Source organism: Nocardioides silvaticus (genome assembly GCF_003160695.1).
GTDB classification, from domain to species: Bacteria; Actinomycetota; Actinomycetes; order Propionibacteriales; family Nocardioidaceae; genus Nocardioides; species Nocardioides silvaticus.
This window is the reverse complement of the sequence record NZ_QGDD01000002.1, coordinates 156,067-176,837: the sequence shown is the minus strand read 5'-3', so window position 1 is coordinate 176,837 and position 20,771 is coordinate 156,067. Positions and strand designations below refer to the sequence as shown.

Here is a 20,771-nt window from a genome sequence, read left to right as displayed (position 1 = left end):
CCTAAAGTAGAGTAAGTCACTCGACTATCTACGTTAGGAGTTGTCTTGACCTCCATCGTCGTACCCACGCTCTGGCAGAGCCTGCGGGCTCGCGCGCTCGATCCCGCTCTCCCGGAGCTGGTGGAACCTCACGAGAGCGAGCGCACCTGGACCCGGCTGCCCTCCCCCGCTGGACTGGAGTTCTGGCTGATCGCCTGGCCCCCCGGCGCGGGCACCAACTGGCATGACCACGGCCCGGCAGCGGGCGCCTTCACGGTGCTGAGCGGGAGCCTCGTCGAGCACACCTTCAACGGCGGGCTGCAACTGGTGGACCACCGGGTCGGGGACGGCCGCGCCTTCCCGGCCGGCTATGCCCACAACGTGCGCAACGAGAGCGGCCGGCCGGCGCTGTCGCTGCACGCGTACGCTCCCCGACTGACGACGATGACCCGCTTCCGCTTCCTCGGCGACCGGCTCGAGGTGCTCGGTGTGGAGAAGGCGGGCGAGGAGTGGTGAGCGCGTGACCGAGGAAGGACAGGCCGCGCCGGCCAGGTACGACGGCGTCGACGCGATGCTGGACGACGCCCGGGCGCGGCTGACACGGATCGGCCCCGAGCAGGCGTACGCCGAGCTGCGCTCGGGCGACGCCGTCCTCGTCGACATCCGGCCGGTCGCCCAGCGAGCCGCCGAGGGCGAGGTCGACCCGGAGCTCGGCGTGCTCGTGGTGGAGCGGAACGTGCTCGAGTGGCGGTTCGACCCGCGCAGCGAGGCCCGGCTCCCCGAGGCGTCGTACGGCTCCCGCGTGGTGGTGCTGTGCCAGGAGGGCTACACCTCCTCGCTCGCCGCCGCGTCCCTGCAGAGCCTCGGCATCGAGCGTGCGACCGACGTCGACGGCGGGTTCGCTGCGTGGCGGGACGCGGGGCTCCCCGTCCGAGGCTGACCGGGCGGCTACGTTGGGAGCGTGACCGACCGGCTGCCGATGTTCCCGTTGAACACCGTGGTCTTCCCGGGCGTCACCGTGCCCTTGCACGTGTTCGAGGACCGATACCGCGCGCTGATGCACCACCTGCTGCGCATCGAGGACCCGGCGGAGCGGGTCTTCGGGTCGGTGGCGATCCGGGAGGGCTACGAGGTCGGCGACCACGGCGCGCAGTCGCTGTTCCGGGTCGGCGTCCGACTCCAGCTCACGGAGGCGGAGGCGAACCCCGACGGCACCTTCGACATCGTCGCCGTCGGCCGCGACCGGATCCGGCTCGACCGGCTCGAGCGCGGCGACCTGTTCCCGATGGGCGAGGTCGACGACCTCCCCGAGCCCACGGTCGCAGTGTCGCAGGAGCTGGCCTCGCGGGCCCGGGCCACCTTCACCGCCTACCGCCACGCGCTCAGCGAAATCTCGGCGGACCCGTACTCCGGCTCCCTGCCGACGGACCCCACCTACCTCTCGTGGGTCCTCGCCGCCTGTGCGCCGCTCCCGATGGCCGAGCGCCAGCAGCTGCTCGAGGCGTCCGACGCGGAGGAGCGACTGGTGCTGGTCACCGAGCTGCTGCGCGCCGAGCTGCGGACGATGAACGTGATCACCTCGCTGCCGGCGACCGAGGTCGCCCGCACCCGGTGGTCTCCCAACTAGGCCTCGGCGATGGCGAGGAAGCAGCGGACCGGCGGCACGCCCGCGATCACGGCGCTGACCGCAGCAGGGGTTCCGTTCACCGTGCACGACTACGACCACGACCCGCGGTCGGAGTCGTACGGAGACGAGGCGGCCACCGCGCTCGGCATCGACACCGGCCGGGTCTTCAAGACGCTGCTGGCCGACGTCGACGGCACCCTCACGGTGGCGGTGGTCCCGGTGTCCGGACAGCTCGACCTCAAGGCGCTCGCCCGGGCGGTCGCCGGGCGCAAGGCGGCCATGGCCGACCCTGCGGCGGCGGAACGGGCGACCGGCTACGTCGTGGGCGGCATCTCGCCGCTCGGGCAGAAGCGGGCGCACCCGACGGTGGTCGACAGCACCGCGCTCGACCACCCGACGGTCTACGTCTCGGCCGGGCGGCGCGGTCTCGAGGTCGAGCTCGCGCCGACGGACCTGGTGCGGCTGACCGCCGCGGTCACGGCGCCGGTCGGTCGTCCGGGGCAGTGACCGGCGTGCCGTGCGCCGGCGGCGCGACGAGCGGGGGGAGCTCGTCGAGGCGCGACCTGGTCGTGCCCAGCCAGGACATCGTCAGCACCGCGACCGAGTAGGCGCCCAGTGCACCCAGCGGCCAACACAGGAACGGCGTCCACCCACTCACCTCGATGGCGGCGGGATACTCCTTGTCGATGTTCGCCTCGGTGGCGAACGTCTGCGGGTCGGGCGGGCTGAGCTCCGTGCCGACGAGGTAGCACAGGTAGGCCGCGGCAGCGGTACCCACGATCAGCCCCGCCACGGCCGCGACCGGCTGGCGCCGACTGACGAGGAGGGCGAGAACACCGAGCACCGCACCGAGCCCCAGCGCGATCACGGCGTACTGCGCCGGGCCGTCGAACTGGTGGGCCACCCCTTGGTCGGTGAGGTCGTACCACTTCGGCCCGTCGACGGTGTCGTAGATCGTGCCGGTGTTGGCGGGGGCCCACCACTGGTACCAGAGCCAACCCGCCCCGGCGCCCACGACCGCGCACCCGGCGGCGACAGCACCGGCGACCAGCGCGACCTCGCGCCACGGCACGCGGCGACGCTCGACGGGCGGCGCGGGTGGTGGCGGCTGGAGCTGCTGGTGGGTCACCCCGTCATCCTGCCAGGCACCCGGGACCGAGCAGCGCCTTGAGGTCCGCGAACAGCGCCGGGCTCGGGGTGACCCGCAGCCGGTCGTCGAGGCGCATCACCTTGGTCGCGTCGCGCGTCAGCAGCCGCAGCCGGACCTCGGTCAGGCCGGGATGGGTGGCCAGCACGTCCTTCAGCTGCGCGATGACCGGGCCGGTGCACCGGGTGGACGGCAGGCTGATCACGACCGGACCCTCGTTGCCCGAGGCGAGGTCGGGGACCGTCACCTCCTGGCCGTGCAGCTCGGGCTGCTCCTTGCTGCGGGACAGCCGGCCCTTGACCGTGATGATCGCATCGGGCACGAGCAGGGTGCTCGCGAGCTGGTAGGAGCTCGGGAACAGCAGCACGTCGATCGCGCCCTCGAGGTCCTCGAGGGTGACCATCGCCCACGGGTCGCCCTTCTTCGTGATCTTGCGCTGCACCGAGGTGACCAGGCCGCTCACGACGACGTTCGCACCGTCCGGGCGCTCCTCGTCGGTCAGCAGGTCACCGATGGTGCAGTCCGCGCTGTTGGCGAGCACGTGCTCGAGGCCGAGCAACGGGTGGTCGGAGACGTAGAGGCCGAGCATGTCGCGCTCGTGACCGAGCAACGTGGTCTTGTCCCACTCGTCGAGGTCGGGCACGTTCACGCTGACCCCGAAGCCGCCGAAGTCGCCCTCGTCGTCGGACATCCCCGCGAACAGCGAGTCCTGCCCGATCGCCTCGTTGCGCTTGATGTCGACGTACTGGTCGACAGCCACCTCGTGGATCGCCACCAGTGCCCGCCGCTTGTGCTTGAGGTCGTCGAACGCGCCCGCCTTGATCAGCGACTCGATCACGCGCTTGTTGCACACCAGGGCCGGCACCTTGTCGAGGAAGTCGTTGAACGACTCGAAGCGGCCCCTGCTCTCCCGAGCCTGGACGACCTGCTCGACCACGTTGGCGCCGACATTGCGGATCGCGGTCATGCCGAAGCGGATGTCGGTGCCGACCGCCGTGAAGTCGTGGGCGGACTCGTTGACGTCGGGAGGCAGGACGGCGATCTTCATCCGGCGGCACTCGTTGAGGTAGATCGCCATCTTGTCCTTGTCGTTCTTCACCGAGGTGAGGAGCGCGGCCATGTACTCCGTGGGGTAGTTGGCCTTCAGGTAGGCGGTCCAGTAGGTGATGACGCCGTACGCCGCGGAGTGCGACTTGTTGAACGCGTAGTCGGCGAACGGGACGAGGATGTCCCAGAGCTTCTTGATCGCGTCCTGGGGGTACCCGCGCTCGAGCATGCCGGCCTCGAAGCCGGCGTACTGCTTGTCAAGCTCCTCCTTCTTCTTCTTGCCCATCGCGCGCCGCATGTTGTCCGCGGCACCCAGGGAGAACCCGGCGAGCACCTGCGCGATCGCCATCACCTGCTCCTGGTAGACGATCAGTCCGTAGGTCTCCCCCAGCACCGGCTCGAGCGCGGTGGCGAGCGCCGGGTGGATCGGCTCGATCGGCTCCCGGCCGTTCTTGCGGCGGGCGTACTTGTTGTGGGAGTCGGCGCCCATCGGGCCCGGTCGGTAGAGCGCCGAGACGGCGGTGATGTCGGCGAACTGGTCGGGCAGCATCGAGCGCAGCAGCGCCCGCATGCCGCCACCATCGAGCTGGAACACGCCGAGCGTGTCGCCGCGGCCCATCAGCTCGTAGGTGGCGCGGTCGTCGAACGGCAGCTCCTCGAGGACGACGTCCTCGCCGCGGTTGGCCTTGATGTTGACCAGCGCGTCCTCGAGCGTGTGGAGGTTGGACAGGCCGAGGAAGTCCATCTTGACCAGCCCGAGCGCCTCGCACATCGGGTAGTCGAACTGGGTGATGACGGCGCCGTCCTGAGGGCGGGCCATGATCGGCACCACGTCGATGAGCGGCTCGCTCGACATGATCACGCCCGCCGCGTGCACGCCCCAGTTGCGGATCTGGCCCTCGAGGCCGAGCGCGGTCTGGTAGATCGTGCGGACGTCGACGTCCTGCTCGTGGAGCGACCGGAACTCCGCGCCGTCGCTGTAGCGCTTGTGGTCCTCGTTGAAGATCTCCTTCAGCGGCACGCCCTTGCCCATCACGTCGGGCGGCAGCGCCTTGGTGATCCGGTCGCTCACGGCGAAGCCGTAGTCGAGGACGCGGGCGGCGTCCTTGATCGCGGCCTTGGCCTTGAGCCGCCCGAAGGTGGCGATCTGGGCGACCCGCTCGGCGCCGTACTTCTCGGTGACGTACTGGATCACCTCGCCGCGGCGGTGGTCGTCGAAGTCGATGTCGAAGTCAGGCATCGACGGCCGCTCGGGGTTGAGGAAGCGCTCGAAGAACAGTCCGTGCTCGAGGGGGCAGAGGTCGGTGATCCGCAGTGCGTACGCCGCGATCGACCCGGCACCGGACCCGCGGCCGGGGCCGACGCGGATCCCGTTGTCCTTGGCCCAGTTGATGAAGTCGGCGACCACCAAGTAGTAGCCGCAGTAGCCCTTCTGGGAGATGATCCCGAGCTCCATCTCGACGCGCTGACGGACCTCGTCGGTCAGCGCGTCGCCGGGGTAGCGCGACTCGATCCCGCGCCAGACCTCCTTGACGAACCAGGACTCCTCGGTCTCCCCGGCCGGCACGTCGGCCCGCGCCATGTAGCCGCCGGTCGACTCGGTGAACTCGACCTCGCACCGCTCCGCGATGAGCAGGGTGTTGTCGCACGCCTCGGGCATCCCGAACCGGTCGGCCCACAGCTGCCGCATCTCGGCCGCCGACTTGATGTAGTAGCCGCCGCCGTCGAACTTGAGCCGGTTGGTGTCGGAGAGCCGCTTGCCCGACGCGACGCAGATCAGGGCGTCGTGGGCGTCGGCGTCGTCGGGGTTGTTGTAGTGGGAGTCGTTGGTCGCGACCGGCGGGATGCCGAGCTCCTTGCCGAGCCGCAGCAGGTCGTCGCGGACCCGCTTCTCGATGTCGATGCCGTGGTCCATCAGCTCCAGGAAGAAGTTCTCCTTGCCGAAGATCTCCTGGAACTCCGCCGCGGACCGCCGGGCCTCGTCGTACTGCCCCAGGCGGAGTCGGGTCTGCACCTCGCCGGAGGGGCACCCGGTGGTGGCGATGAGGCCCTTGGCGTAGGTGTTGAGCAGCTCACGGTCGGCGCGGGGCTTGTAGAAGAAGCCCTCGAGACTGGACCGGGACGAGAGCCGGAACAGGTTGTGCATGCCCTCGGTCGACGACGCCCACATCGTCATGTGGGTGTAGGCACCACCACCAGCGACGTCGTCGCCGCCCTCCTCGGCCACGTCGCCCTTGCCCCACCGGACCCGCCGGCGCTCGGAGCGGTCCGTCTGCGGCGTCAGGTAGGCCTCGAGGCCGATGATCGGGCGGATCCCGTGCTTCCTGGCCTTCGAGTAGAAGTCGTAGGCCCCGTGCAGGTTGCCGTGGTCGGTCATCGCGATCGACGACATCCCGAGGTCGCTCACCCGCGCGAAGAGACCGTCGAGCAGCGAGGCACCGTCCAGCATCGAGTACTCGGTGTGGACGTGCAGGTGGACGAAGTCGGATCGGTCCCCGGCGGCTGCCATCGGTGCTGAGGGCTCCTCGCGGTGTCGTGGGCGGGCAGGTCGGGGAAGGGTCCTCAGCCTACGCGGTCACGGGGACAGTCCGGGGAGCCACTCCATCCGGATGTCCGGTGCCTTCTCCTCGTTGCCGGAGCCGTCGGTCCGCTCCCGCTCGACGAGCCTGTGCCGGGCGTAGAACGACCGGGCGGGGGTGTTGGACTCGAAGACCCAGAGCGAGAACCCGCTCGGCCGCAGCGACTTCACCAGGTCGAGCAGGGCGGCGCCGATCCCCTCCCCCTGGGCCTCGGGCAGCACGTACAGCGCGTCGAGCCAGTCGGCGGTGACCTCGACGAACGCCACCACGCCGCGCGCGTCCTCGGCCACCCACGGCTCCCGCGGACCGGCGACCAGGTCGACGCCGTCGTAGTAGGCGTGCACCTCGTGCGGAGGGTGGATCGACGGCGGCATCGCCGGCACCGCGGCGGCGCGGGTGGCGATGAACACCTCCGCGATCGCCGGCAGGTCCTCCCGGGTCGCCGGCCGGATGGTCAGCCCGTCAGTCACTGGCCCGGATGACGTCGAGCGCGTGCTGGAGGTCGTCGGGGTACTCCGACTCGTACTCGACGTAGTCGCCGGTGCCGGGGTGCTCGAAGCCGAGGCGCACGGCGTGCAGCCACTGCCGCGTCAGGCCGAGCCGGCGCGCGAGCACGGGGTCCGCGCCGTAGGTGAGGTCGCCGGCGCACGGGTGCTTCAGCGCGGCCATGTGGACCCGGATCTGGTGGGTGCGGCCGGTCTCGAGGTGCACCTCGAGCAGGCTGGCGAACCGGTGCGCCTCGAGCGTCTCGTAGTGGGTGACGCTGGCGCGGCCGCCGTCCATCACCGCGAACTTGTAGTCGGCGCCGGGGTGGCGGCCGATGGGCGCGTCGACGGTGCCGGACAGCGGGTCGGGGTGGCCCTGGACCAGGGCGTGGTAGGTCTTGTCGACGGTGCGCTGCCGGAAGGCGTTCTTGAGCAGGGAGTAGGCCTGCTCGGACTTGGCGATCACCATCACGCCCGAGGTGCCGACGTCGAGGCGCTGCACGATGCCCTCGCGCTCCTTGGCGCCCGAGGTCGAGATCCGGAACCCGGCACCGGCGAGGTGGCCCACGACCGTCGGGCCGCGCCATCCGGGCGAGGGGTGGACGGCGACGCCGACCGGCTTGTCGATCACCACGATGGAGGCGTCGTCGTGGATGATCTTGATGCCCTCGACGATCTCGGGGACGATCTCGAGCGGGTCGGCCACGACCGGGATCTCCACGTCGAGCACGGCACCCTGCAGCACCCGCTCGCTCTTGCTCACACCTGCGCCGTCCAGCTGGACCCGGCCGTCGGCGATGAGCTCGGCGGCGCGGGAGCGCGACAGCCCGAACAGCTGGGCCATCGCGACGTCGACGCGCTGGCCGTCGAGGCCGTCCGGCACCACCAGTGTCCGGTGGTCGACCTCGCTCACACGTCCTGCTCTGCGTCGTCGGCGTCGCCCGCCTCGTCGTCGGAGGCGGCGTCCGGAGCGGCGTCCTCGTCGTGGCGGGTGCCGTCCATCCGGATGCCGCGGACGACCTGGAGCAGGATGACTGCGGCGCCGACGTTGATCGAGATGTCGGCGATGTTGAAGATCGGCCAGTTCGGCAGCTGCAGGAAGTCGATGACGTGACCGCGGAACGGCGACGGGTCCCGGAGCATCCGATCGGTCAGGTTGCCGGTGATGCCGGCCAGGATCGCGCCCAGCCCGACGGCCCACACGCGGTCGGCCACCTTGCGGCTGACGACGAGGACGACGACCGTCGCGGTGATCGCGAGGCACGACAGCACGACCGTGAAGCTGGTGCCGAGCGAGAACGCCGCACCCGGGTTGCGCGTCAGGTGGAGCTGGAGCAGGTCCCCGACGACGTGGACGTCGTCGCGACCGGTGAGGTGCTCGACCGCGAGGTGCTTCGAGACCTGGTCGGCGGCGTACAGGACCGCCGCGACGGCCGCGAACAGGGACCATCCACGTCGGCTGGTGAGCACGGTCCTCCGGTGGTCGGTCGACCCGTTCTCGCTGTCTACCGACGTTCCTCGCGCTGCTTGCATGTCATGCACAGTGTGGCACGGGGGAATGCCATCAACCGCATCTTGCCGATCGCATTGCCGCACGACTCGCAGACGCCGTAGGTTCCGTCGTCGATGCGCTGGAGGGCACGGTCGATCTGGGCCAGCTTCTCCCGCTCGTGGTTGAGCACGGTCAGCTCGTGGTCGCGCTCGAAGCTGGTTGCGCCGAGGTCAGCTTGGTCCTGACCGGCGCCGTCGCCAGCGTCGCGCAGGAGTCCGGACAGGTCCTCCTCCTGCTCCGCGACGATCTGAGCACTGTGCTCCCGCTGCTCGTGCAGCTCGGCGAGCACCTCGGCCAGCTCCGCCTTCGACCAGGCTTCCTCGCCCTCGAGGACGACCAGCTTGGCCGGCGCGGCCTTCTTGGCCGGTGCGGCCTTCTTGGCCGGCGCGGCCTTCTTCGCCGGTGCGGCCTTCTTCGCCGGTGCGGCCTTCTTCGCCGGTGCGGCCTTCTTGGCCGGTGCGGCCTTCTTGGCCGGTGCGGCCTTCTTGGCCGGTGCGGCCTTCTTGGCCGGTGCGGCCTTCTTGGCCGGTGCGGCCTTCTTGGCCGGTGCGGCCTTCTTGGCCGGTGCGGCCTTCTTCGCCGGCGCGGCCTTCTTCGCCGGCGCGGCCTTCTTCGCCGGCGCGGCCTTCTTCGCCGGCCCGGCCTTCTTCGCCGGCGCGGCCTTCTTGGCCGGCGCGGCCTTCTTGGCCGGCGCGGCCTTCTTGGCCGGCGCCGCCTTCTTGGCCGGCGCCGCCTTCTTGGCCGGTGCCGCCTTCTTTACCGGTGCCGCCTTCTTTACCGGTGCGGCCTTCTTGGCCGGGGCCGCCTTCTTCGCGGGCGACGCCTTCTTGATGATCTTCCCGGCTGCGGACACCGTGCGCCCAGCCAACGACTTCTTCGTGGTGCGGGCCATGCTCGGGCCTCCTCCGGACCAGGTCACCCTGCGGCGAGGGCCACGGGCTGACCGGAGGGTAGCCGCTGGCGCGGTCGGGACCAAGGAGGCACTCCGGTCACCGAGACCGTCGGCCCCGGAAATGACTCCGGCCGGCCCGCGGTGCGGGCCGGCCGGAACCGATGTCAGCGGATGACGCTCAGCGCTCTTCCTCGCCGAGGATCGACCGGAGCCGCTTGGGCGCCGGCGACTCGTCGGACGGGGCCATCGTGTCGCCCGGGGTCTGGAGCGCCTCGAGCTGCTGGGTGAAGTAGCTCTTGAGGCGGGAGCGGTACTCACGCTCGAACGACCGCAGGTTCTCGACCTCGACGCTGAGCTTGTCGCGCTCCTTCTCGAGGTCGGCGAACAGCTGGGTGCGGCGCTCGGCCGTCTCGGCGTCGAGCATCTCGGAGCGGCCGCGCGCGTCGGACTCCATCCGGTCCGCCTTGCCCTTGGCCTCGTTCTCGAGCCGCTCGGCCTTGGTGCGGGCCTCGCCGACGATCCGGTCGGCCTCGTTCTTCGCGTCCTCGACGAGCTCGTCGGCGTTGCGGGTCGCGATCTCGAGCAGGCGGGCGGCTGCGTTGGACGCCTCGGGCACGGTCTCGACCCGGATCGTCTCGACGCCGCCGTCGGCGGGCACCGTGGCGGCGACCGCGGGGGCGGGCACCTCGACCGGCGCGGGGGCGGGGGTCGGTACCGGCTTCTCCACGACGGGCTCGGGCACCGGGGTCAGCTGCGTGGGCGCAGGCTCGAACGACGAGCCGCCGCCCGCCTGGGCGGCAGCGAGCTTCGCACGGAGCTCGTCGTTCTCGGCAGTCAGCCGAGCGAGCTCGGCCTCCACCTCGTCGAGGAACTGGTCGACCTCACCCATGTCGTAGCCCTCGCGCAGGCGGACGGGGGTAAAGCGCTTGTTGCTCACGTCCTCGGGCGTCAGCGGCATGACCTCACCTATCTCTAAGACTGGGGACTAACGGGGGATCTACACGGACAAACTATCCCGGCGAACAATAGCGCCTGACCAGCGGCAACTCAGAGTTGGCGGGGTCCCGGCGGCTCAGGCCAGGAAGATCGCGCGGTTCACGGCCAGCGCGACGTAGGCCAGGATCAGGACCAGGATGAAGCTGAGGTCGAGCGCGAAATTGCCGATCCGGATCGGCTTCACCACGCGGCCCAGCGCCTTGATCGGCGGGTCGGTGATCGAGTACACGATCTCCAGCAGCACGAGGAGCACCCCGCGGGGCTCCCAGGACCGGGCGAAGATCTGCACCCAGTCGACGATGAACCGGATCCACAGCAGCCCGATGAAGGTCCAGAGGACACCCTCGATGATCTGACCAGCGAGCGACAACGACTGTTCCTAGCGGGCATCTGGAAGGGACTTGCGGAGATCCTAGAGGGTCGCCGCTAACTGCCGAGCGGAGGAGGGTCGGCCCGGTGCCACCGCAAGCCGCCCAGCAGCCGCAACCCCTGACTACGTCAACCGCGGCGCGGCAGCGTGTCGCACGGCGGGCGAAGCCCGCATCGTGCGGCGCCCGCGGGCCGAGCGGAGCGAGCGCCCGTGCGGTGCCGCACGATCTGCGACACGCTCGCGCAATCGAGCTCAGCTCTGGTTGAAGAAGCCGCCCGTGTCGGCGATGCGCTGCTTGTCGGCGGCGGCGACCGTCACGTTGGGCGGCGAGAGCAGGAAGACCTTGCTGGTGACCCGCTCGATGCTGCCCCGGGTGGCGAAGATCAGCCCGGCGGCGAAGTCGACGAGCCGCTTGGCGTCGGCGTCGTCCATCTCGGTGAGGTTCATGATCACCGGGGTGCCGTCGCGGTACTGCTCGCCGACGGCCCGCGCCTCGTTGTAGGTGCGGGGGTGCAGCGTCGTGATCCGGGAGAGCTCCGCGACCGTGCTGACGGCCGGCGCGGGCGCCGCGGCGGGGCGGCGACGCTCGTTGATGTCGGCGACGGACGCCGACCGCACCCGCGGGGCGCGCTCGGTACGGGTCTCGCGTGCGGGCGCCGTCTCCTGGGCGTCGTACCCGTCGACGTCGACCTCGTCGTAACCGGTGTCCTCGAGCAGGCCGAGGTACTCACCGATCCTGCGCATCGCACCGCTCATGGCTGTTGCCTCCGCCTCGTCTTCGCAGCTGAGCGCCCCGTCCGAGGCGCCGCCTGGCTTGTTCTGGACATTACTGGACCGAGGACCTCGAACCGAGGAACGCGGCGCCGACGCGCGCGTGTGTCGCGCCGGGGTTCGTGAGAGTGCTCGGGCGGTGGTTCACGGGATCCACACCAGTCCCGCGAGGCGCCCGGCGTCGCCGCCGTCGCGCCGGTAGGAGTGGAGCTGCTCGTCCTCGAGCGTGCATCGCCCGACGGTGACCGCCGGCACGTCGGCGGCCGCCAGCTGGGCCAGCACACCGGCGCCGAGGTCGAGGGCCGGCGTGCCCCACGACGTCTCCGACCTGGTCTCCGGTACGGCGGCCGCCACCTCGTCGCGCAGCGTCGCGGGCACCTCGTAGCAGCGACCGCACACGTGCGGGCCGATCCAGGCCCGGGTCTGCTCCGCCCCGAGCTCCCGCATCCGCTCGACGGCGCGGCCGATGACGCCGAGGGCGACGCCGGCCCGGCCCGCGTGCGCGGCACCGACCACCCCGGCGCCGGGGTCGGCCAGGAGGACCGGGACGCAGTCGGCCACCCGGACCATCAGGCCGACCCCGCGCTGCGCGGTGACCAGCGCGTCCGCGACCGCCACGTCGGCGCCGGGAGCGGCGGCGACGACGTGCACGTCGTCGCCGTGCACCTGGTCGATCCTGGCGAAGGGGACCCCGGTGGCCTCGACGAGGGCCGCGATCCCGGGCTCGAAGCCCGGCGACCCTTCGCGCAGGTCGAGGGAGGCGTCGGTGAACGCGACCTCGACCCGGGCCGCGTCAGCGGGTGCCGGGTCGAGGGTGCAGGTGTCACGGAAGGCGAACATCCAGGGTGGTCGGACTGTCGGGTCTGCCGGTCCTACTTCAGGAAGTCCGGCACGTCGAGGTCGTCGTCGAACTCCATCGGCGCCGCGGCCGGCCGCGCGCCCACCGGCACGGCGGACTGCTCGGCAGGGGTCTCGTCCTGCGCCTGCTGGGCCGAGGCCTGCTGCGGCTCCGCCGGCTCGTCCTCCTTGCGGGCCGCGACCGCGGCGCGGATCTCCTCCTGGGTGCGCTGCGGTTGCGCGTCGCGGCGCAGCGCCTGGCCGGCGTCCCGCTTCTTAGGAGGGGTGCCACCGTCGAACCCCGCGGCGATGACGGTGATCCGGACCTCGTCGCCGAGCGCGTCGTCGATGATCGCGCCGAAGATGATGTTGGCGTCGGCGTGAACGGCGTCGGCCACCATCCCGGCCGCCTGGCTGATCTCGAAGATGCCGAGGTCGGAGCCACCGGCGACCGAGAGCAGCACGCCGTGGGCGCCGTCGATCGAGGCCTCGAGCAGCGGGCTGCTGACGGCCATCTCGGCGGCGGCGATCGCGCGGTCCTCGCCGCGGGCCGAGCCGATGCCCATCAGGGCCGAGCCGGCGTTGCTCATGACCGCCTTGACGTCGGCGAAGTCGACGTTGATGAGGCCCGGGGTCGTGATCAGGTCGGTGATGCCCGAGACGCCCTGCAGGAGCACCTGGTCGGCCTGGCGGAAGGCGTCCATGACCGAGACGTTGCGGTCGGAGATCTGGAGCAGCCGGTCGTTGGGGATCACGATCAGCGTGTCGACCTCCTCGCGGAGCCGCTCGATGCCCTCGTCGGCCGACTTCTTCCGGCGCGCGCCCTCGAAGGCGAACGGCCGGGTGACGACGCCGATGGTGAGCGCGCCGAGCGACCGGGCGATCCGCGCCACGACAGGGGCGCCGCCGGTGCCCGTGCCGCCACCCTCGCCGGCGGTCACGAAGACCATGTCGGCCCCCTTGAGGACCTCCTCGATCTCCTCGGCGTGGTCCTCGGCGGCGCGACCGCCGACGTCGGGATTCGCGCCGGCGCCGAGCCCGCGGGTGAGCTCGCGGCCGATGTCGAGCTTGACGTCGGCGTCGCTCATGAGCAGCGCCTGGGCGTCGGTGTTGATCGCGATGAACTCGACGCCCTTGAGCCCGACCTCGATCATCCGGTTGACGGCATTGACCCCGCCGCCACCGATGCCTACGACCTTGATGATGGCCAGGTAGTTCTGTGCAGCAGCCACGCCGTCTTCCTTCCCCTGAAGTAGGTGATCCCCGAAACCCTTACCCTCATGCTGAGGGTTATAGTTATGTCAACCTCGGGTTGTCCACGACAGTAAGGACGACAGCGCTCCCCGTCGGGGAGACACGCCGCAGGGATGCGGCCCAGATCGTCGCGAAGGTCAACGGGTCGTCGGCAGCGAGGGCACGCTGACGTCGTACGCCTGCGCGTCGGGCTCGGCCTCGAGCAGCCGGAGCAGCACCTCGGCCTTCTGGGCGGACTCGTCCGCACTCCCCCAGACGACCTCGCGACCGTCCTTCAACGCGAGCAGGATCTGGTCGGCCGTCTCGACCTCGATGTGGTCGACCAGCTCCGTCACCGCGTCGTCGAGGGACGTCGCGACCGCGGCCGCCTCCTCCAGCGCGAGCCGGTCCGCCTCGGCGCCGACCTGTACCTGCGGCAGAGCCGCCGGCGGTTGCTTCGGCATCGACGCGAAGGTGAAGGTGTCACCGCTCTCGGCCAGGAAGGTGTACGACGAGCCCTCGGTCACCACCGCGAGCGGCTCCCACTCCTCGATCTCGATGCGGATGTCGTGCGGCCACTGGCGCGAGGCGTCGACGGAGCGCACCGCGGTGAGCCTGGCGGCGATGCGGGTCTCGATCGCGCCGATGTCGACCCGGGCCATCGGGTCGTCGAGCGGCAGGTCCGCCGCGGCGACCACCTCCTCCTCCGAGAGCTGGGAGGTCCCGCTCACGTCCGCGCCCTCGACCCGCAGCCACGGCGAGAAGTACAGGCCGTAGACGCCGAACCCGACCGCGCCCAGGACGAGGACCGCGATCAGCACGTAGCGCACCGTCACCCAGCGGCGCGCCCACTGCCGGCGCGCGAACCGGCGGCGGGTGCGGTCCTGCGAGCGGTCAGCCACCGGCCCGCTCCTCCAGCCCAGCGAGGACCCGGGGGGCGAGGGTGGTCACGTCGCCCGCGCCCAGCGTCAGCACGACGTCGCCCGGCCGCGCCCGGTCCAGCACCGCCGCGAGCGCCTGCTCGTGGGTCTCGGCGAAGAGCTTCCGCGCCGGCGGCAGGGGCACGGCGGCGGCCACGAGCGCGCCCGTGACGTCCGGGTCCGGGTCCTCGCGCGCGACGTAGACGTCGAGCACCACGACCTCGTCGGCGGCACCGAGGGCGGTGCCCATCTCGGCCCCGAAGATCCGCGTGCGGGAGACCAGGTGCGGCTGGAAGCAGACGACCAGCCGACCGGCCGTCGTACCACTCTCCGCGATCGCGCGGGCTGCCTCGAGGTCGCCGCGGATCTCGCTGGGGTGGTGGGCGTAGCTGTCGTAGACCCGGACGCCGGCGGCTTCGCCGATCGGCTCCATCCGCCGCTTCGCGCCGCGGTGGCGGGCCAGCCCCCGGATGAGCGCTGCGGGGTCGCCCCCGAGCTCGAGCCCGACCGCCAGCGCGTAGAGAGCGTCGTGTGCGTAGTGACGTCCGGGCACGGCGAGCTCGACCGGGCCGAGGTCCTCGCCGTGCGCCGTGACCCGGAACCGGGTGCGGTCGCCGGCGATGGTGAGGTCGTGTCCCTGCACGGTCGCTCCGCCGGAGAAGCCCGCCGTGACGTCGGCGAGGTCGGGCCGCTCCGCGATCGTCACCCGGGCCCGCCCCGCGAACTCCGCGAACGCGGCCTCGTAGGCGGCCTCGGTGCCCCAGTGGTCGAGGTGGTCGGCGTCGACGTTCGTGACGACGGCGACGTCGGGGGTGTAGACGAGGAACGCGCCGTCGGACTCGTCGGCCTCGACCACCGCGACGTCGCTCCCGCCGAGCCGGGCGTTGGTGCCGAGCGCGGCGACCTCCGCGCCGATCGCGAAGGTCGGGTCGAGACCGGCCTCCTGGAGGGCGAAGGTCGTCATCGCCGTCGTCGTGGTCTTGCCGTGCGTGCCGGCGATCGCGACCACCCGACGGCCCACGAGGACCGACTGGAGCCCGGCGGACCGTGGCCAGAGCCGCAGCCCGCGCTCCAGCGCGGCCGCGATCTCGGGGTTGTCCTCGCGGACCGCGGTGGTCGCCACGACGGTGTCGACGCCGTCCAGGTGCGCGGGGTCGTGACCGACGTGGACGTCGATGCCCTCCTCGCGCAGGGCCCGGACGACCACGGAGTCGCTGGCGTCGCTCCCGCTGACCGTGACGCCGGACTGGTGCATGAGCCGGGCGATGCCGGAGAGGCCCGCGCCGCCGATGCCGACGAAGTGGACCCGGCCCAGCCGGTCCGCTGCCGGGATCTCGGCGGGGACCTCGATCCTCATCGGACCGACCTCATCGGGCCTGCCCGTGGCGGCCGGCGGACTCGGCGACGATCCTGGCCAGCCGGTCGTCGGCGTCGGCCGGGACCAGGCCGGCTGCGGCCGCACTCATCGCGGCCAGCCGCGCGCGGTCGTCGGCCAGTGCGGGCACCGTCTCCGCGACGTAGTCGGCGGTGAACCGACCCTCGTCGACCATGAGCGCTCCCCCGGCGTCGATCACCGGGCGGGCGTTGTGCTCCTGCTCGCCGTTGCCGTAGGCGAGCGGCACGAAGATCGTAGGGACGCCAGTGGCGGCCGCCTCGACCACGCTGTTGGCACCTGCCCGGCACACCATCAGGTCGGCGGCGGCGAGGGCGTAGTCCATGCGGTCGACGAAGGGAAGGACGACGTACGGCGTGCCGGTGGCCGTCGGCTCCACCCACTCGGGGTCCTCCTTGCCCCGCGCCCCGATGACGTGGAGCACCTGGACGCCGCCGGCACCGAGCGCGGCCGACGCGCGGGTGATCGCACGGTTGAGCTTCCAGGCGCCCTGCGACCCGCCGGTGACGACGAGGGTGGGCAGGTCGGGGTCGAGACCGAAGAACTCCCGGGCCTCGGCGCGCAGCGCGGGCCGGTCGAGCTGCGAGATCATCCGGCGGATCGGGAGGCCGACGTACTCCGCCCGCTTCAACGGGGTGCCGGGGAAGCTGACCGCGACCCGGAGGGCGAACCGGGCGCCCGCCTTGTTGGCGATGCCCGGCTTGGCGTTCTGCTCGTGGATCACCAGCGGCAGCTTCCGCCGACGCGCCGCGAGGTAGGCCGGCATCGAGACGTAGCCGCCGTAGCCGACGACGACGTCGGGGCGGACCCGGTCGATGACGTCGTCGGTCGCCCTCACCGCACCCCGCAGCCGGGACGGCACCAGCGCCAGGTCCTTGCCGGGGCGGCGCGGCAGCGGGACAGGAGGGATCAGCTCGAGGGGGTAGCCGGCCGCGGGCACCACCTTGGTCTCCAGCCCCCGGGGGGTGCCCAGGCAGGTGATCTCCGCCGACGGGTCGAGCCGCACCAGGGCGTCGGCGGTGGCCAGGAGCGGAGACGTGTGCCCGGCGGTGCCTCCGCCGGCCAGAAGGACGCGCATTCGTCGAACGCTACCGACGGGCCGACAGACCGGCCGAACGGGTCCGCCGGCGCTGGGCCAGGGCGCGGGCGGCCGCGGGCTCGCGGCGGGCGAAGCCGATCACCAGTCCGAGCGCGATCAGCGTCGGCAGCAGGCTCGAGCCGCCGTACGACACCAGCGGCAGCGGGATGCCGATGACCGGCAGCAGCGCCAGCACCATGCCGACGTTGATCATCATCTGACCGAGCAGCCAGATCACGATGCCGAAGCTGCAGTAGCGGACGAACGGGTCGGTGGTCTGCCGGGCGATGCGGAGCGTGGCGTAGGCGATGGTGAGGAACAGGCCGATGACGAGGAGGGTGCCGACCAGGCCCAGTTCCTCGCCCAGCACGGCGAAGATGAAGTCGGTGTGGGCCTCGGGCAGGGTGCCCCACTTCTGGCGGCTGGCCCCGATGCCCTCGCCGAAGATGCCGCCGCTCGACATGGCGTAGAGGCCGTGGGCCGGCTGCCAGCCGGTGCCGTGGTAGTCCTTGAACGGGTCGACGAACGTCGTGATCCGCTCCAGCCGCTCCGACGAGGTCGCGGCCAGGCCGAGGGCCACCACGCTGACCACGCTGAGGCAGAGCACGAACAGCCGGGCCGGCGCGCCGACCACCCAGAGCATCCCGACCAGGATGGCGAAGAAGACGAGCGCCGTGCCGAGGTCGCGACCGACGATCACCAGGGTGGTCGCGAGCAGCATGCCGGGCACCACCGGCACCATCATCTGGTGCAGGCTGCCGAGCCGGCGGTCCTTGTTGGCGTAGATGTGCGCGGCCCAGATGATGATTGAGAGCTTGGCGATCTCGGACGGCTGGATCTGCACCGGTCCGAGCGCGAGCCAGTTCTTGTTGCCGTAGACCTCGACGCCGAACCTCGCCGTGGCGAGGAGCAGCACGAGCGAGACCGTGAAGGCCGGGAACGCCAGGCTGCGCACCCACCGCATCGAGACCCGCGAGGCGAGGAGGGCCAGCGGGATGCCGATGCCCACCCAGAGCAGCTGACGCTTGACGGTGGCGTAGGAGTCGCCGGTCTGGCGGAACGCCTCGACGCTGGAGGAGCTGAGCACCATCAGCAGGCCGATGGTCAGCAGCAGCGCGATCGAGCCCAGCAGCAGGTAGTAGTTGGTGAGCGGCCGGCTCAGCGCGTCCCGCAGCGCTGCGAGCCAGCTGCGGGGGCTGCCCGCCCGGACCGGGGAGTCGGGGGTCGTGGCGGTGATGGCCTCCCCCTCCCTCGTGCGGCTGGTGCCGGGCGATCAGTCCTCGTCGGTTCCGTCGATCGCCGCCCGGACCGCTGCTGCGAAGGCGTCGCCCCGTGCGGCGTAGTCGGTGAACTGGTCCATCGAGGCGCAGCCCGGTGCGAGGAGCACCGTGTCGCCGGACCGGGCGGCCGCAGCCGCCGCCCCGACGACGCGACCCATCAGGTCAGCCCCGTCTACGGGCCCAGTTTCTCCGGCGGCCACCTCGATCACCGGCACATCCGGGGCGTGTCGCGCAAGCGCCTCGGCGATGACCGCGCGGTCGCGACCGATGAGGATCGCCGCCCGGAGGCGGCTCCCCACCTGCTGGACCAGCTCGTCGAACGACGCGCCCTTGGCGAGGCCGCCCGCCACCCAGACGACGGGGTCGTACGCCGCCAGCGACGACTGTGCGGCGTGCGGGTTGGTCGCCTTCGAGTCGTCGACCCAGGTGATGCCCTCGTGCTCGGCGACCACGGCGATCCGGTGGCCGTCGGGACGGAAGGCCCGCAGCCCGTCGCGGACGGCGGCCTGGCTGATCCCGTGCGCCCGGGCCAGCGCCGCCGCGGCCAGCGCGTTGGCGACGAAGTGGGGCGCGGGCGAGGCGAGGTCGGCGATCGCGCAGAGCTCGGCGGCGCTGTGCTGGCGCTCGTCGATGAACGCCCGGTCGACCAGGATGTCCTCGACCACGCCGACCATGCCGACCGACGGGATGCCGAGGGTGAAGCCGATGGCCCGGGCACCCTCCACCACGTCGGCCTCACGGACCAGGCGCTCGGTCGTGGGGTCGGCGACGTTGTAGACGCAGGCTCGCTCCACGCCCTCGTAGATGCGGCCCTTGTCGGCCGCGTAGTCGTCCATTCCGGTGGCGCCGGAGTACCAGTCGAGGTGGTCCTCGGCGAGGTTGAGCACCGCCGCTGACTCGGCCGCCACCGTCGACACGTAGTGCAGCTGGAAGCTGGACAGCTCGACCGCGATCACGTCGTACGGCTCGGGGTCCATGACCGCCTCGGTCAGCGGCAGGCCGACGTTGCCCGCCGCGACGCTGCGCAGCCCGGCCGTGCGCAGGATGGAGTCCAGCATCTGCACGGTCGTGGTCTTGCCGTTGGTGCCGGTCACGCAGAGCCAGGGCGCCGGGTGGTCCGGGTCGCGCAGCCGCCACGCCAGCTCGACCTCTCCCCAGACCGGGACGCCGCGCTCGCGGGCCTGCTCCAGCAGCGGGGCCTCCGGCCGGAACCCGGGCGAGGTGACCAGCAGGTCGACGCCGTCGGGCAGTGCGTCGGTGGCGCCTGCGTGCAGCTGCACCGTGGCACCGAGGATCTCGAGCAGCTCGGCCTGCTCCAGCTGCGCCGCCGTGGCGTTCTCGGCCAGCACCGTCACCGACGCGCCCAGGTGGGTGAGGTTGTCCGCGGCGGCGTACCCGCTCGCCCCGAACCCCGCGACGACCGCGCGCACGCCCTCCCAGGAGTCCTTGCGGCCGAGGGTGGAGACGTCGGGGTGGGTCAAAGTCTCGCCACCCACTCCGCGTAGAACAGGCCCAGCCCGGTGGCGACGCAGAGGCCGGTGATGATCCAGAACCGGATCACGACGGTCACCTGCTCCCAGCCGAGCATCTCGAAGTGGTGGTGGATCGGGGCGATGCGGAACACCCGGCGGCCGACGCCGGTGAGCTTCTTGGTCGCCTTGAACCAGCTGACCTGCAGCATCACCGAGGCGGTCTCCAGCACGAACAGGCCACCGAGGACGATGAGCAGCAGCTCGGTGCGGGTGAGGATCGCGAGGCCCGCGAGGGCGCCGCCGAGGGCGAGCGAGCCGGTGTCGCCCATGAAGATCTTCGCCGGCGAGGCGTTCCACCAGAGGAAGCCGAAGCAGGCGCCGGTGATCGCCGCAGCGATGATCGCCAGGTCGAGCGGGTCGCGGACGTTGTAGCAGCTGGCGCTGGGCTCGTCCTGGCAGAACTGGTTGTTCTGCCAGATGTTCACGAGCGTGTAGGCGCCGAACACCATCACGCTGGCCCCGGCCGCGAGGCCGTCGAGGCCGTCGGCGAGGTTGACCGCGTTGCTGAAGCCGGTGACGAGCAGCCAGACCAGCAGCAGCGCGAGCACCATCGGCAGCGCCAGCCAGTCGATCTCGCGGAGGAAGGAGATCTTCTCCGAGGCGGGCGCCCGGTTGTTCTCGTCCTCCAGCCAGGGCGCCAGCGCGAGCACGCCGAACACCAGGGCGACCACCGTCTGGCCGACCATCTTGGCCTTGCTCCGCAGGCCGAGGCTGCGCTGCTTGTAGATCTTGATGAAGTCGTCGAGGAAGCCGACCATGCCCATCCCGACGAACAGGAAGAGGAGGAGCAGAGCCGAGGCGCTCGGCGCGTCGGCCGTGATCAGCTTCGCCATCCCGTAGCCGAGCACCACGCTGGCGATGATCACGACGCCACCCATGGTGGGCGTGCCGCGCTTGGTGTGGTGGCTGGTCGGGCCGTCGTCGCGGATCTCCTGGCCGTAGCCCCACTTGGTGAAGAGCCGAATCGCGACCCGGGTGCCGAGCAGCGAGACCAGCAGGGCGATGCCCCCACCGAGCAGGATCGCTAGCACGCTGCTGTCCTCTCACGCTTGG

At 71.5% G+C, this 20,771-nt stretch carries 20 protein-coding genes and 1 pseudogene; 4 read left to right on the top strand and 17 right to left on the bottom strand.

The genetic code is table 11. The features are described from left to right. Positions 1-45 precede the first annotated feature (45 nt). Genes DJ010_RS05685 through ybaK form a run of 4 tightly spaced genes read left to right on the top strand, consistent with a single transcriptional unit; the run spans position 46 to position 2,113 of the window. On the top strand, positions 46-495 hold the full coding sequence (locus tag DJ010_RS05685; protein ID WP_109692683.1) for a cysteine dioxygenase: 450 nt from the start codon (positions 46-48) through the stop codon (positions 493-495). Between the two features lie 4 nt (positions 496-499). Then, entirely contained in the window at positions 500-919 is a 420-nt protein-coding gene (locus tag DJ010_RS05680) for a rhodanese-like domain-containing protein (RefSeq protein ID WP_245927259.1), read from the top strand. Between the two features lie 21 nt (positions 920-940). Further along, positions 941-1,606 (top strand): LON peptidase substrate-binding domain-containing protein, encoded by a 666-nt coding sequence (locus DJ010_RS05675; RefSeq protein WP_109692682.1) that lies wholly within the window; start codon positions 941-943, stop codon positions 1,604-1,606. 9 nt (positions 1,607-1,615) lie between these two features. After that, positions 1,616-2,113 (top strand): Cys-tRNA(Pro) deacylase, encoded by a 498-nt coding sequence (ybaK, locus tag DJ010_RS05670; RefSeq protein ID WP_109692681.1) that lies wholly within the window; start codon positions 1,616-1,618, stop codon positions 2,111-2,113. Here ybaK and DJ010_RS05665 read toward each other — a convergent pair. The 17 genes and pseudogenes from DJ010_RS05665 to mraY form a co-directional block, all read right to left on the bottom strand. Continuing rightward, positions 2,082-2,735 (bottom strand): hypothetical protein, encoded by a 654-nt coding sequence (locus tag DJ010_RS05665; RefSeq protein ID WP_109692680.1) that lies wholly within the window; start codon positions 2,733-2,735, stop codon positions 2,082-2,084. The two genes, ybaK and DJ010_RS05665, sit on opposite strands and share 32 nt — an antisense overlap. 4 nt (positions 2,736-2,739) lie before the next feature. Beyond that, on the bottom strand, positions 2,740-6,309 hold the full coding sequence (dnaE, locus tag DJ010_RS05660) for a DNA polymerase III subunit alpha (protein WP_109692679.1): 3,570 nt from the start codon (positions 6,307-6,309) through the stop codon (positions 2,740-2,742). Between the two features lie 66 nt (positions 6,310-6,375). After that, a complete protein-coding gene (locus DJ010_RS05655; protein ID WP_109692678.1) occupies positions 6,376-6,849 on the bottom strand; it encodes a GNAT family N-acetyltransferase in 474 nt (157 codons plus the stop codon). Further along, complete coding sequence (locus DJ010_RS05650) at positions 6,842-7,777, bottom strand: RluA family pseudouridine synthase (RefSeq protein WP_109692677.1); 936 nt, start codon at positions 7,775-7,777, stop codon at positions 6,842-6,844. Before DJ010_RS05650 ends, DJ010_RS05655 begins: the two co-directional genes overlap by 8 nt. After that, a complete protein-coding gene (gene lspA, locus DJ010_RS05645; protein ID WP_245927257.1) occupies positions 7,774-8,334 on the bottom strand; it encodes a signal peptidase II in 561 nt (186 codons plus the stop codon). The genes DJ010_RS05650 and lspA overlap by 4 nt, the downstream gene beginning before the upstream one ends. Positions 8,335-8,369: 35 nt before the next feature. Beyond that, the gene (locus DJ010_RS05640) at positions 8,370-9,308 is read right to left on the bottom strand and encodes a TraR/DksA family transcriptional regulator (protein WP_211318668.1); all 939 of its coding nucleotides are present in this window, start codon (positions 9,306-9,308) and stop codon (positions 8,370-8,372) included. Between the two features lie 178 nt (positions 9,309-9,486). After that, entirely contained in the window at positions 9,487-10,266 is a 780-nt protein-coding gene (locus DJ010_RS05635; RefSeq protein WP_109692675.1) for a DivIVA domain-containing protein, read from the bottom strand. Between the two features lie 114 nt (positions 10,267-10,380). Then, a complete protein-coding gene (locus tag DJ010_RS05630) occupies positions 10,381-10,674 on the bottom strand; it encodes a YggT family protein (RefSeq protein WP_109692674.1) in 294 nt (97 codons plus the stop codon). Positions 10,675-10,926: 252 nt separating this feature from the next. After that, positions 10,927-11,430 (bottom strand): cell division protein SepF, encoded by a 504-nt coding sequence (locus DJ010_RS05625; RefSeq protein ID WP_109692673.1) that lies wholly within the window; start codon positions 11,428-11,430, stop codon positions 10,927-10,929. 159 nt (positions 11,431-11,589) lie between these two features. Beyond that, positions 11,590-12,285 (bottom strand): purine nucleoside phosphorylase YfiH/LACC1 family protein, encoded by a 696-nt coding sequence (locus DJ010_RS05620; protein ID WP_109692672.1) that lies wholly within the window; start codon positions 12,283-12,285, stop codon positions 11,590-11,592. Positions 12,286-12,515: 230 nt separating this feature from the next. After that, positions 12,516-13,514, bottom strand: a pseudogene (gene ftsZ / locus DJ010_RS05615) (cell division protein FtsZ); the annotation flags it as partial. A gap of 159 nt (positions 13,515-13,673) precedes the next feature. Next, positions 13,674-14,417, bottom strand: a complete 744-nt coding sequence (locus tag DJ010_RS05610; RefSeq protein ID WP_109692670.1) for a cell division protein FtsQ/DivIB — start codon at positions 14,415-14,417, stop codon at positions 13,674-13,676. Then, a complete protein-coding gene (gene murC / locus DJ010_RS05605; RefSeq protein ID WP_109693109.1) occupies positions 14,410-15,792 on the bottom strand; it encodes a UDP-N-acetylmuramate--L-alanine ligase in 1,383 nt (460 codons plus the stop codon). The genes DJ010_RS05610 and murC overlap by 8 nt, the downstream gene beginning before the upstream one ends. A 10-nt stretch (positions 15,793-15,802) precedes the next feature. Further along, a complete protein-coding gene (gene murG / locus DJ010_RS05600) occupies positions 15,803-16,906 on the bottom strand; it encodes an undecaprenyldiphospho-muramoylpentapeptide beta-N-acetylglucosaminyltransferase (RefSeq protein ID WP_109692669.1) in 1,104 nt (367 codons plus the stop codon). A 10-nt stretch (positions 16,907-16,916) separates the two neighbouring features. Next, a complete protein-coding gene (gene ftsW / locus DJ010_RS05595; RefSeq protein WP_109692668.1) occupies positions 16,917-18,143 on the bottom strand; it encodes a putative lipid II flippase FtsW in 1,227 nt (408 codons plus the stop codon). 36 nt (positions 18,144-18,179) lie between these two features. After that, positions 18,180-19,682 (bottom strand): UDP-N-acetylmuramoyl-L-alanine--D-glutamate ligase, encoded by a 1,503-nt coding sequence (gene murD / locus DJ010_RS05590; RefSeq protein ID WP_245927253.1) that lies wholly within the window; start codon positions 19,680-19,682, stop codon positions 18,180-18,182. Next, on the bottom strand, positions 19,664-20,749 hold the full coding sequence (gene mraY / locus DJ010_RS05585; protein WP_109692666.1) for a phospho-N-acetylmuramoyl-pentapeptide-transferase: 1,086 nt from the start codon (positions 20,747-20,749) through the stop codon (positions 19,664-19,666). Before mraY ends, murD begins: the two co-directional genes overlap by 19 nt. Positions 20,750-20,771 lie beyond the last annotated feature (22 nt).